Below are 13,285 nucleotides of genomic sequence, written 5' to 3' on the forward strand. Positions count from 1 at the left end.
TAATAAAAAGCCGCTGTTGTTCCCGCAACAGCGGTATTTTCTTTTCATCTTTCGTGTTTATTTTTCAGATGCAAAGTAAAAACGTTTAACCCAAATCTATTTTAACATAACATTATCATAAAATCAATAAAATATAAATCTCCCTTTTTGAGAAAATAAAACATAATTCATTATCAGGCACTTATGAATACCTCATTTTTACGATTCATATAATCTTAAAAAACACTTAATATACTGTATAACAAAGCTGAATAAAGACTTCCTAATTTCGCGATGACAAATAAATTGAAGTCATGAAAAAGGTAATATTCTTAGGTTTGTATGTTTCTTCATTAAACCTTTTTTGGGCGCAGTATCAAAATCTGAACAACTTAAAGATTAATGAGATCCAGGTGATTGGTTCGCACAATTCTTATAAGAAGGCCATTCTTCCGGAGGTTTACGAATACCTGTCTAAAAAAGATTCACTGAATTTTCTTCCGAGAATTCAATACGAACATATTCCGGTTCCTCAACAGCTGGATCTGGGATTAAGAAATCTTGAAATAGATGTGTATGCAGACAGTAAAGGAGGTAAATATGCTCATCCGAAGATTTTAGATCTGGTAAAGACCAGTCAGCCTTTTGATCCGGAAGGAAAAATGAAAAAGCCGGGATATAAAATGATCCATATTACCGACATTGATTATCAGACCCATTATTATACGCTGGAAGACTGCCTGAAAGATTTGAAAAAATGGTCTGATGCGCATCCTGATCACGATCCGGTTTTTATTACGTTAGAACCTAAAGACGGAAAAGCCAACCAGTTCGGAACAGAACCGGAACATTATACTTCAAAATTATTCGATGATCTTGACAATGAATTAAAAAACTACCTGGGTAAAAATAAAATCATCACACCGGATGATATCAGGGGAAATTATACAACACTGAATGAAGCGGTTTTACACAAAAACTGGCCGAAAGTAAAAGATGCCAAGGGAAAATTCCTTTTTGTACTGGATAACAACAGTGAGAATAGAGATTTGTATATGAAAGGTCATCCGTCTTTGAAAGGAAGAATGGTCTTTACCAATTCCACTCCGGGAACTCCTGAATCCGCTGTTGTGTTCATGAATGATCCAGGTCCGGAGATTGCGGCTTTAGTAAAACAAGGATATATTATCCGAACCAGGGCTGATGCGGATACGATGGAAGCAAGGAAAGAAGATTATTCAAGATTCGAAAAAGCAAAAAAGAGCGGAGCACAGATCATCACAACCGATTATTACCAGCCGAGCAAATTATTCAAGTCTAACTATAAAATTAGTTTTGATAATAATACCTATGAAAGGAAAAATCCTTTAAACTGATAAAAGAATATTTTTTACTTTTAGATTTACAATAGAAAAGGCTGTTAATTTGTTGACAGTCTTTTCGTTTTATAATTAATCGTTGAAAAAGTAAAGGGTGAAAAATTAGAGTTTGCGGATCTTCTGTTTTTTTAAGTCTATTTCAAAATGATCTGCCGGATCTCCGCTGGAAAGTAACTTTATGATTTTAAAAAAAGATTGTAGCTGCAATAGAAAAGGATCCTGTGACTGATTTTCCTGATACAGCTTTTCCAAGATCTCATATTGCTGCAGTCTTTCTTTAGGAATATCTTTTTTTGCCAGTTCATCAGCCGACTGAAATTTATAGAGGTCCAGTAAAAGATCTTCAAAAGTCCACGATCTGAAGGTTGTTGAGCGGATGTTCTTTTCTTTTAATTGATTTTGATTGAGAATTAACAATAACAGGTCTTCTCCAGTCAGGTGTTGGGCTTTTTCAATAAAATCTTTCGGCCAGTCATCGGGAATCATCCTGAGTCGGACCAGTTCTTTCAGATGGAACAGCATAAAATCATGATAAGATTCTGACTTCAGGATATCCCTGTTCCAGACGATTTTATTTTTGTCTTTTTCTAAGGTTTTGTATTCCTTTTCATACAAAGGAAATAATGTGTCAAAATTTGGAACCTCATTTAAAACTTCTGTTCGCACTTCCATCATATCAGGAGATTGTATAGTGAGCACTTTATAAGCAGGAAGATAAGCTGCCAGTGAAGGAACCTGGATATTCACCAACATTTTGTTGTCTTTTTTTCTGATCCCAGTATCGTTGATATGCATATGTCCTGCAAAATGAATCTGCAAACCGTTTTCAGCAAAAACTTCCGCGACTTCTTCTTCAGGAACCCTTTCCAGCTGCCATTTTTTTTCGCCTAATAACTTTTTGATTTCGTTCGTTGCCCCGTCATTAAAATCGATCATTGGGTAATGAGTGAAAGCAATCACTGTTTTTCCATTAGCTTTTGCTTCCTGCATAACCTTTTTTATCCACTCGATCAGATGTTTTTTATGAGCCAAAACATTGTTGTAACCGATACTTGCTCCTTTATAATTAGAAGGAATATCGGGATTTTCATTTATGTTTTTAGGGATATAGGTATTTCCGTCAATTGCCACCATCCAGATTCCTTTTACAGGTTCAACAACATAACTCATATCGGGAACGGAAAATCCTTTTGAAACTTCGTACATCCTTTGTGAATAATCCGCACTCTGTAAAGCTTTTTCGTAAGAATAATTTTTAACCGATTGAAACCCGAAAGGCGTACTCCAGAAGAGATTTTCTTTTTTGGGATAAAAACCAAAATCTCTTAATTCATGCAAAATTTCTAGATAACCGGATTCTGCGATGTCTTTAGTAATGATTGTATTCTTTATCTTCCCCATATTTTCCTTACTGTAAATTCCTAAAGGATTTCCGTCTTCTCCAAGAAAATCATCCTTTCCGGCATCCTGTCGAAAAGGGCCTACAGGATCATGATTTCCTGTAGTGAGGTAGAAATCGATTCCGTATTTTTTATGATATTGTTCTAAAATCTTATGTAATCCCCGAAGGTTATAGGCCTGTCCATCATCTGAAAAATCACCTGGCATGGCTACAATTTTGATTCCTTTTAAGGCAATGTCATCCAGTGCTTTTAAAAAAGCAAAATAATTTTCATTAAAGATCCTCGTTGAATGTAGCTGAGAGTCCATGGTTCTCAAAATTGTAGGCTTTTTCGTTTTCGGATTGAGAATGCCTTTGAAATCCTGATCTGAAAAGCTTCCATACAGATCCTGAAAATGGACATCCGAAAGAAAAGCAATCTGAACTGGCTTTTGTTGTGCCGGTAATAACGAAAATATAAAAAACAAAAACGGGAGAATTCCTTTGTTCATCTTAAAAAGAAAACAAAATTAAAAGAAGATTACGTGTTCTTTTTTAATTAAATTTTAAATAATTGTAAAGGTTTCTGTCAAATAAAAATAAAACGGGATTATAAAGTTCTGACTTAATATTAAAGAGAAAATAAATAAAGCATGAAGATCTTTTTCTGCTTTTATAAATTAAGGAACAGGATATGATTTTAATGTATGAGTTTTTAAGTATTTATATTTTTTTTAAAAAAATATCCTTTTTCATGAAAATGAATGTTTAAAATTTTTACTTAAACTAATAAATTAGCTAATTTTGTGTTTTTTTTAATTTTTAAATAAAATACAATAACTATGAAATTTTTAATTACTGTAAATTTGTTTTTTTTGACAGTAATATGCATATCTGCACAAAATCTGGAAAATTATAATCTTATTTATTCAAAAACCTTCCTTGAAACTTCCCAAAAAGATTTTAATAAAGCATTAAGCATAGCGGATTCATTATTTTCAATTTCTGAAACACCAACTTTGAAAGCAAGAAGCTTAATGTTATCAGCTTCTTTATACAAACAATCTGGCGAGATAAAAAATGCAGTGGATTATGCATTAAAAGCCGAAAGTATTATAAATGGAAATGATGATGTTTGGTTAGCCAAAATCGATGGCTTTCTTGCTTCTCAATATCGTTCCTTAGGACTCCTTAATAAGTCTTTAACGTATGCCAATAAAACAATTGACGTCATTAAAAGAATTAATAATCCTGTTATTGAAAAACAGCTGATGGGCTTTGTATTACAGGAAAAGGCTTACTATGAATACGGGGTTGCCAATTATCAGAAATCTATTGCTGCAATTAGAAAGTCTCAAAGTTATTTCGATAAAAATACCCAACAGAATTATGATTTCCTAACAGCAAATAACGAACAGTTATTGGGGCTCAATTATACGGGGTTAAAAGACTATGACAAGGCACTTTTTTATTATAATAAAGCACTGCAGAAACTTAATGGAATGCCGGATAATTTCCTCAAAGCATTGGTTTATAATGGGTTTGCTCAAGTTTATATGGGTAAGAAAGATTTAGTAAAAGCAAAAGAAAATCTGGATCTTGCCGAAAAAATTTCAGAAACGTCACAGTATCTTGACCTTAAAAATGAAATTTATAAAACCTCAAAAAAATACTATCTTTTGAAAGAGGACTTCAAAAAATTGTCGGAAGTGACCATGAAAAATGATTCTGTATCAGAAAGGATTGAGAATAATTCTAAATCTTTTATTAATGATTCATACAACAATCTTGAAAAGAAAAACAGGGAAGTAGAAAAAACAGCCGAATCCAAAAATTCGCTGATTTTTATTATTGGAGGCTTACTGATTGTAATGGTTGTCTATTTTATAATGTATAGAAAATACCAAAAAAGAAAAATTGATAAAATTAACCAAGTAATAAAGAATTTAGAGATAAATACAAAGTCTTTTGATCCGGATTATGTAACCAGTAAGAACGAAAATGAAGATCATATAGATGAAAATGATCCTGTAGCTGTAACTGAAATAAAGGATGAGAGTTCATTAATGACAGAAGCGACTGAGATGATGATTTTAAAAAAGCTTGAGAAATTTGAAAAATCAAAACAATTTATCCGCAATGGAATTTCTTTACCTTTCCTGGCGTCATACTGCAATACAAATACAAAATACTTATCTTATATTATTAATAGGGAAAAGAAAAAAGACTTTAATAATTACATTAATGAATTGAGAGTGCTTTTCATTATTGAAAAAGTAAAAAACGACCCGGTGTATCGTAAATTCAAAATTGCAACCTTAGCTGAAGAAGCAGGTTTTTCTTCTCAAAGTAAATTTTCAACAGCTTTTAAGAAAGTAACAGATGTTTCTCCTTCCGAGTTTTTCCGGCATTTTTTACAATCTATTACTAAAGATTCTGAAATAATGAGTGAATGAAATACTGAATTAATGAATGAAAAGAGAGATATTTCGTTCAAATATTTATAAATAAAAATAATCCTTAAAATCTTTGTAATTTATTGTGTTGTAGTGTTTTGTTTTTGTTTTTTATTCCCCCTTTTTCGGGAATTCGTAATTAGTATTATTCGTTTCGAAGAGATAATCCGTTTTATTTTTGCACTGGAAAATTCTGAAAGTACTTGCTTTTATTTTCCGGTTTAATTCTTAAACATTTAATGAGTCTTTTTTCATTTTTTTTGATAAGCTTTTTAAAAGTTGAAGTAGCTATTAGAAATTGCTATGAAGGATCGGAGATATTATATTGGATTAATGACAACGAATATAAATACGATATTGAATGAATAATTACGGTTTTTTATCTAGATTATTAAAGCTATTTTTTCTAATACTCATATCTTCTACAGTACAGGCTCAATACTGTGTGTCGGGTTGTAACCCCAATACTTTTGTAAACAGCGCAGATCCAAATACGATAGAATATGACAACTTGATTTCTGTTTTTCATGCTTCTTTGGCGAAAGAAAAGGACGGATCTTTTAAGGTTTGGGGGCAAGTCAGTAATAGTAATGGAACCTCAGATTTATTAAGCCCGACATTAATAGCGCCAGGCAATGGATTTAATTATACAGGAACCCCGCTAAGAGTGGCAGCTGGAAGTGTTAGTAACACAGGACACCAGTTTGCTTTATTAACCACAGACGGGCTTTATGTTTGGGGGACAACAAATACTTTGATAAGCTCAACAATTAAGACTACAACAGCTTTCGGAAAAATCACTATAAACGGCAAAACAGACGGTTTACCAGCAGGGGTAAATCCTTCAGATGTAAAGATGATGTTTGGGTCTTATCGTACTTTGGCTATTGTTACCTGTAGCGGAGATGCCTGGGTATTATCATTTAACGGATCAAAAAATGGTGATGGAACAGCAGAAGGTGCAACAAATAACGTGATTTGGCATCGTGTAAAGACCTCGTTGGCAGGAAATCCTGACCTTAACAATGTTGTTGCCATGAGAGGGACACCGAATGCGCTTTTTGCTTTAACTTCGGACGGAAAACTCTATACCTGGGGCACCGGGACCTATATTAACAGCGGAGCCGCAGCAACCAGAAATTATGCAACAGAAGTTTCTGCACCTGTAGGAGCTACCCCAAAAATGATAGGGATGACACAAGGTGGTGCATCACTCTTGCAGACATATTATCTTTTGGCTACTGATGGTAAACTCTACGCTATGGGGGATAACAGCAATAAACAGCTGGGGGATGGAAGTACAAATACAAGTACAGTCTGGAATGAAGTGACAGCGGTTTCAGGAAGCAATACGTTAAGTGGAAATATCGTTTGGATTTCTCCTAATGAACACTCCAACTATGCTAATTCTGCTACTATTAACGTGTTAACCAACAATAACAAGCAATGGGCTTGGGGAGCTAACAGTGGAAATATGATCGGACAACCTACAGCAAGTGCTTTTTATGATCCTATCTACATGCCGGGAAATAGCACTGCGTCTGATGGTCTCAGCCTTACGGATGAAGTAATTGCCGTAGAAACAGGAGGGCATACTACAATTAACGTTAAAAAATGTTCCCAAAACTTCGGATACGTAGGGCACAGAACCAATGGAAGTATGGGAGATGGAAGTGCTCTTAATACTAATCCGACATCTTTTACGTATTCAACATCGATATTAATTGTTTGTGGAACAGACTTGGGACCTAAATCAAAAGACTTAAAAATTTGCTCGGGAACTACAGCGAATTTAAATAACGCAAATTTAGAGCTAAATTCTTCTGAAGTGGAATGGCATGCAACAAATGATGCTAATAGCCCGGTGATAACTAATGTTACTGCAATGGGACCAGGCACGTATTATGCTTTCTTTACTGTAGCTTCAGGTAAATGTAGATTAGTAGGTACTATAGTAACAGTTTCATACTATCTTCCAACCGATCCTGGGAATCCATGTGCGTGTTATAATCCTGGAACTATTTCAGGGACAGCACCTGATACCAAATTAGGAATCACCCTGCTAAAACGTGCAGGTACCAACTCTCCGGATAATTGGCCTATGGTGAGGAAATCTGGACATATTGCATTAGAGTCCAATACCAAGGGGTTTGTAATCACAAGAATGTCTTCCACAGAAATTTCATCAATACCTGCTCCTCAGGAAGGAATGATGGTTTATGATAAAACTGCCAAATGCCTAAAAATATATTCAGACGGTGTATGGTCGTGTTTTTCTAACCCGGCTTGTCCATAATAATTATAATTAATAAATCAACCACTGTCATCTTATTTAAAAATATGATGATGGACATGATATTGACTTAAAAATATAAAAAAATGAAGAAGATATTTTCCATTGTGGCTATTGCTTTATCTGCATGCGCATTTTCACAGGTTATTTTTGGAGATGCAATAGGTACTGCATCAAATAAACAGTCTGTTCTTGTAGATTTTGCTGCCGGACAAAATAAAGGAATTATTATACCATATGTGAGAACTGTTCCTTCAGGAGCAGGTTTAGCAGAAGGTACTATTATATTGGATGCATCTGATCAGACAAAAGCTAAAGTTAAATTTTATAACGGAGTGATAAGTGCAGATTCTCCTGAAGGATGGGCTGACTTGAGTAACGGACATGGTGCAGATATAAATGCAATAATGACTGCACAGCCGGTGTTGGCAGAAGATGCCGGTGCAAAGGTAATCATCGGTAGCAATAGTTCCACAGCCGATGGCGTTTTGGTGTTGGAGTCAGATGCAAAAGCAATGATTCTTCCTATGGTACAGGATACCAACGATATTTTAAATCCTGCACCGGGTATGATGGTGTATATAAATAAAACAGGAGCTAAAAGGCTGGCTGTGTATAATGGAGAAGGGTGGACCTATTGGAAACCCTAATATGATTCTAAAAAACAAATGAAAATGGGTTATGGTTATGGGAAGATGGATAAGGTTATCTTTTCCCATGGCCATTCTTATTGTATGAGTGTTTTAATGATAGTTTCATGAATCGGTTGAAATAGAATCTTGACAAAGTTGATATATTGTACTATTATGCTAATGGAAAAAGATTAAAATGATAAAGATTAAGCGAAAGTTTTGCTATTTGATAGGAAAGACAAAAGAGGATATCATTTCAAATTTTGGAAAGAATTATGTTGAATCGGATAATATACTCTATTATACAATCAATAGGACCTGGTTTACGAAAGGAATGACATTATCAATAAAATTTGACCAGTACGATAGAGTCAAATCAGTGTCTACAATGAAAAACAACTATACATTAATATGGCATAGTGTTTTTGACAGATAAATTTATTTCACAATTCAAAAGTGTTTTTGGGTAATTAGTACGTTCAAAAGTAGTCTTTTGGGGCAGAATGCTTGATTAAGCATTTCATGTTTGGTTTGTGTAGCCTCTCTTTTGGAGAGGTTTTTGTTTTCTTATATTTAGATCAATAAATACAAAACTTCCCCGAAGGGAAGTTAAAAAACACAAATGATGAAAAAAAATCCCATACTAATGAGATATTGCTAAGATAAATAATTTAATTTAATTTGTAATGGCCCAATTGAGTTTATTTGATGCTGAAGAATTTTATGAGTTTCCAAAGGATCTTTTGGATTACAGAGAGAATTTTCTCACCCGGGAAGAAGCCGATCTGCTTAAAAACAAATTATTAGATACTGCTCACTGGGAACAACGTACTCAAAAGATGTATGATAAAACGGTGCTGACTCCACGGTTAACAGCTTGGTATGGTGACTCACAATATAATGAATCTGCAGAAAATAAACAGCCGGCAAACCCATGGACGCCTGAATTGCTTTCTTTAAAAGAAAGGATTGAAAAAGAATTTGGTTATCAGTTTAATGGTGTTTTATTAAACCTTTATAGAGACCAGAATGATTCAGTAGCGTGGCATAGAGATAAAGAAAGCCGTTACGGAAAACGGCCTGTTATCGCATCGATCAGCCTTGGCCAGACCAGAAACTTTGATTTCAGGAAAAAAGATCATCATCAGAGTAAATACAGTTTACCACTTCCACATGGTTCATTGCTTATTATGAAAGGAGATTTGCAGGAACATTGGGAACATAGAATTGCTAAATCGACTATTTCGATGAAGGAGAGGATCAATTTGACATTCAGGTTAATTAATGAATTATAATATAGAGAGGTATAGTTCATTCATTTCAAAACCGTTGGTAACTGTTTGGGACTTTAAGACTTTAGATTTATAATTTCTTAAAGTGATCTGTGAAAAGGCGAGTTTTGTCATTGGATAGAGACTTTATCGGACTGTTAATTTTAGAGTGGTTGGAAATTAAAAGAAACTGGAGTTTTCAAAATTTTTTGTGCATTTGGAGTTAGTTGTTTTATTATTTAAAATTATTAATTTCCTATTTTTGTCTACTATGACTTCAAAATTAGCACATTACAGGCGTAATAAAGGACTAAGCCAGCAGCAACTCGCAGATGTTTCCGGCGTGAGTGCAAGAACGATACAGCGAATCGAAAGCGGAAAGGTTGAAGCACATCCCGCAACGTTAAAGATGCTTGCAGACTCACTCGAAATAGAAACTGAAGAACTCATGGTAAATGATCAGTTACCAAAATCTCCGGAGATCAAAAATGAAGATAAAATAAAACCGTTTTTTCATATATTAGCTCTGATCGGGCTTTTTCTTCCTGTTTTTAATATCATTCTCCCAGGACTTCTTTGGTTTTTTAAAAAAGATGAAGACCAGGCTTATGACCTTGAAGGGAAGTTGGCAATTAATTTTCAGATCACAATGTCGCTTCTCCTTGTACCGTCTGTTGTATTAATGGTCTTTGTATTTTCCGTTGGATTTCCGTTGGTGATGATCATCTATTTTTATGCTCTTGTCATGTGTGTTATCAATATTTTCAGGAGCATCAATAAAAAAGACAGCTTCTATCCTTTAACCTATCGATTTTTGAGATAAACCCTTTAAAAGTCTTTTCCAGAGCCAAATGGCGTAAACTTGTCGTAAAAGAGTCCTGATACATTATAGCAATTTGCCGCTAAATTTGTCACAAATATTTCTCTCATGAAAAAACTCTTCGCCCTCTTATTCTTAATCTGGATATTACCTTTAGTTGCTCAAAAAAATATCAAGATTAGACACCTTAATGGAAAAACAATCGATTCTCAAATTCTTCAGCAGCGGTTGTCACGTTTAGTCGATAGTGCTAAAATTGCCGGTTTGCAGATAGCCATTGTCAACCACAATAAAGTGATCTATTCATCTAGTTTCGGGTATAAGGATATTGAAAGCAAACAGAAGCTGAATGACAGTACAGTAATGTACGCAGCCTCACTAACCAAGCCTGTGAGTGCATACGTTTTTATGCGTCTGGTTGAGAAAGGAATATTCAGTCTTGACCAGCCTGTTTACAAATACCTGAAAAAACCGATAGGAGAGTATGCGAAATGGAAAGATCTGGCGGATGATCCTGAATCTTTCAATCTGATCACACCCCGAATGCTCTTAAGCCATAGCTCCGGGCTGCCGGTTCTTCGGCAATTGTATGGCAACAAAGTCAATCTCATCGCCAAGCCGGGTGAAAAGTTTTATTACTCTAATGAAGGGATTAATCTTTTGGGATTCATGATAGAGGAATATACGGGAAAAAAGCTTGAGGATATTGCACGGGAAGAAGTATTTGGACCTTTGAAGATGAACCATACAGATATGATCTGGCAAAATAAATTTGAAAATAATTTCTCCAATGCTTATTTCAAAGATGGAAAGAAATACGGTTCGGAAAGAAGAGAAAGCAGCAGAGCAGCAGGTTCAATGTCCACCACAGCAAATGACTACGCAAATTTTATAATCAACCTGATGAAAAAGAAAGGTCTATCTGGTAAAGCTTATATTGAGGTGTTAAAGCCGCAGATCATGGTGAAGAGTGAGAGAGGATTCGGTCCTTTGAAAGATAGTGTCACGAGTGAGAATGATGCTATTAATCTTGCCTGGGGATTAGGAGTGGGACTGTTCGACTCGCCTTTTGGTAAGGCTTTCTTCCATACAGGTCACGGTGAAGCCAATCAGAATTATGCTGTGGCATTTCCTGAAATGGGAACAGCCGTTATTATCCTAAGCAACAGCGAGAACTTTGAAAAGAATAATGCACAGATCTTAAAGCTTTGTTTAGGAGATACTTATTCACCATTGAAATGGCTTGGTCATCTGGATAAAGCTCCGGAATAGAAATGATAATTTTTTATAGTGTAACCACCTGCCGTTGATGAGAATGATTCATCAGCGGTTTTTTATAGTTCAGACTAGAATATAATTTTATGTGATTCAGATCACACATATTTTGTGATCCAAATATTTGTTTTTTTGAAATAATTTTACTTTTTTTGTTTAATTGCTGTATTGAAATTGGGGTTTATTGGTTTATTTATATGATAAATTAAATAAATGCCATTAAAAATAAAAGGGTGTTTCTGTAGAATGGTAAAAATGATGTAGTGGGATTGAGTGGATTTTTTGTAATCATTTTTCCTTTATTTCATCCTGTTAAAAAACTATGCATGAAGAATTGATGATCAATGATCAGGTTCATATTTCATCAGATGCTTGGGTAATTTCGTAAGTAGGCTTCGTTTTCTTACAATTTTTATAAGACTCAGGAGATTAATATTGCTAATTAACTAATGATTAAACATGATGAAGATTGTATCTTTAGAACATCCAAGCAAACTTTTATTTGTTGAATCACTGGATTATAATAATCCGTATGATTTTACGAAAATACACAAGCATGATTATTTTGAGATCCTTTTTATTCAAAAAGGAGGTGGTTCTCAATTAATAGATGACCAGAGGTTTAAACTCGAAGATCTTTCTATATTTATGATACAGCCCGGGCAGGTTCACTTGCTTAACAGAGATCTTGCTGAAGGGAAGATTGTTCAGTTTGGGAAAGATATATTTGCCCATATGTTTCCTTTAGAATTTCATCATCTTTTATTTAAGCAGCCTAAAGTTGAGATTTCGGAGACGGATTTTTTTCATTTGTATTCTTTGATAGAGCATATGGATAAAATAGTTAAGGAGGAAGGAGCATCCAGCATGGCTATTTTCAAATCTTACAGCTATCTCCAAATTATTCTTATACACTTGATCGAAAAGCATAATGTAACCCAAACAAAGAACACGAAGCTTGCTGCCCGTTTTCTGGAGCTGCTGAGTGTGCACATAAAAGATAAAAGAAATGTTGTGGATTATGCCAATATGCTGTATGTAAGCGTTGATACATTAAACTATCATTGTAAACTGAATTTTGGGAAGACTCCGTTGAACCTGATTAATGAAGAAGTCGTTAAAGAAACAAAAAGATTGATGTTGTTGGGTACGCATTCCATTGTAGAAATAGGCTATGAATTAAATTTTAACAGTCCGTCTAATTTCAGTTCTTTTATTAAGAAGAATACAGGAAAAACACCTAAGCAGCTTAATATAGATATTAAAAGCATCATCTGAATAATATTTCAGGGAATTGATAAATCCGTTCGGGAAATTTGAAACTTTTATACAAAAATTCAGCGTAGTTTTGGTATATCAAACTAAAGAAATATATGATTGACCATTGATAAATTTATCCTTATTAAAAGGACTGAAATGGAGACGAGCCATTTACTGTAGCAGTCTTTTCATTTCTGTAACCCAATAAAAATCTTGATTATAGCAAGAGATTTTTATAGATTAGTTAAACACGAGACGGAATTATCCGTCTTTTTTATTGATTTAAGTTGTATATAAAAAGCTGTTTATTCGGGAAATCCATAAATCTGATCAGGAAATTTGAAATTATAATAAAAAAATGACCGGTAATTTTGCTTAGTAAATAAAATAATAATATAAAAATGAATTTAACGGAAAGTATATATAGAATCGGATTGTTGTATCGTAAGTGATATTCATTCTGCCAGTTCTAAAATACTTTACGGGTATCAAGAAAATAAAGATTTCGCTTTATAATGGTACGGGTATGTTATATTCTG

General features: G+C 34.2%; 9 protein-coding genes. 8 read left to right on the forward strand and 1 reads right to left on the reverse strand.

The window, feature by feature from the left end; all coding sequences use genetic code 11:
* Positions 1-293: 293 nt before the first annotated feature.
* A complete protein-coding gene (locus tag MKS83_RS01330) occupies positions 294-1,355 on the forward strand; it encodes a phosphatidylinositol-specific phospholipase C1-like protein (protein WP_240581643.1) in 1,062 nt (353 codons plus the stop codon).
* Positions 1,356-1,460: 105 nt separating this feature from the next.
* Here the strand turns inward: MKS83_RS01330 and MKS83_RS01335 are convergent, their stop codons facing one another.
* Complete coding sequence (locus tag MKS83_RS01335) at positions 1,461-3,251, reverse strand: metallophosphoesterase family protein (RefSeq protein WP_240581644.1); 1,791 nt, start codon at positions 3,249-3,251, stop codon at positions 1,461-1,463.
* Positions 3,252-3,581: 330 nt separating this feature from the next.
* Here MKS83_RS01335 and MKS83_RS01340 point away from each other — a divergent pair, with 330 nt between their 5' ends.
* From MKS83_RS01340 to MKS83_RS01370, 7 genes are all read left to right on the forward strand, one after another.
* On the forward strand, positions 3,582-5,195 hold the full coding sequence (locus MKS83_RS01340) for a helix-turn-helix domain-containing protein (RefSeq protein WP_240581645.1): 1,614 nt from the start codon (positions 3,582-3,584) through the stop codon (positions 5,193-5,195).
* Between the two features lie 361 nt (positions 5,196-5,556).
* A complete protein-coding gene (locus MKS83_RS01345; protein WP_240581646.1) occupies positions 5,557-7,491 on the forward strand; it encodes a hypothetical protein in 1,935 nt (644 codons plus the stop codon).
* A gap of 83 nt (positions 7,492-7,574) precedes the next feature.
* A complete protein-coding gene (locus MKS83_RS01350) occupies positions 7,575-8,138 on the forward strand; it encodes a hypothetical protein (RefSeq protein WP_240581647.1) in 564 nt (187 codons plus the stop codon).
* Positions 8,139-8,806: 668 nt separating this feature from the next.
* Positions 8,807-9,415, forward strand: coding sequence for an alpha-ketoglutarate-dependent dioxygenase AlkB family protein (locus MKS83_RS01355; protein ID WP_240581648.1), 609 nt, complete (start codon positions 8,807-8,809; stop codon positions 9,413-9,415).
* 247 nt (positions 9,416-9,662) lie between these two features.
* Complete coding sequence (locus MKS83_RS01360) at positions 9,663-10,214, forward strand: helix-turn-helix domain-containing protein (protein ID WP_240581649.1); 552 nt, start codon at positions 9,663-9,665, stop codon at positions 10,212-10,214.
* A gap of 105 nt (positions 10,215-10,319) precedes the next feature.
* A complete protein-coding gene (locus MKS83_RS01365) occupies positions 10,320-11,483 on the forward strand; it encodes a serine hydrolase domain-containing protein (RefSeq protein ID WP_240581650.1) in 1,164 nt (387 codons plus the stop codon).
* Between the two features lie 462 nt (positions 11,484-11,945).
* On the forward strand, positions 11,946-12,764 hold the full coding sequence (locus MKS83_RS01370) for a helix-turn-helix domain-containing protein (RefSeq protein WP_240581651.1): 819 nt from the start codon (positions 11,946-11,948) through the stop codon (positions 12,762-12,764).
* The last annotated feature ends 521 nt before the right edge of the window (positions 12,765-13,285 follow it).

Source organism: Chryseobacterium sp. Y16C (assembly GCF_022488405.1).
Lineage (GTDB): Bacteria > Bacteroidota > Bacteroidia > Flavobacteriales > Weeksellaceae > Chryseobacterium > Chryseobacterium geocarposphaerae.

Bases quoted from the DNA above. Each gene is read 5' to 3' on its own strand.
- MKS83_RS01330 (WP_240581643.1), top strand. From the start codon at position 294: ATGAAAAAGGTAATATTCTTAGGTTTGTATGTTTCTTCATTAAACCTT.
- MKS83_RS01335 (WP_240581644.1), bottom strand. From the start codon at position 3,251: ATGAACAAAGGAATTCTCCCGTTTTTGTTTTTTATATTTTCGTTATTA.
- MKS83_RS01340 (WP_240581645.1), top strand. From the start codon at position 3,582: ATGAAATTTTTAATTACTGTAAATTTGTTTTTTTTGACAGTAATATGC.
- MKS83_RS01345 (WP_240581646.1), top strand. From the start codon at position 5,557: ATGAATAATTACGGTTTTTTATCTAGATTATTAAAGCTATTTTTTCTA.
- MKS83_RS01350 (WP_240581647.1), top strand. From the start codon at position 7,575: ATGAAGAAGATATTTTCCATTGTGGCTATTGCTTTATCTGCATGCGCA.
- MKS83_RS01355 (WP_240581648.1), top strand. From the start codon at position 8,807: ATGGCCCAATTGAGTTTATTTGATGCTGAAGAATTTTATGAGTTTCCA.
- MKS83_RS01360 (WP_240581649.1), top strand. From the start codon at position 9,663: ATGACTTCAAAATTAGCACATTACAGGCGTAATAAAGGACTAAGCCAG.
- MKS83_RS01365 (WP_240581650.1), top strand. From the start codon at position 10,320: ATGAAAAAACTCTTCGCCCTCTTATTCTTAATCTGGATATTACCTTTA.
- MKS83_RS01370 (WP_240581651.1), top strand. From the start codon at position 11,946: ATGATGAAGATTGTATCTTTAGAACATCCAAGCAAACTTTTATTTGTT.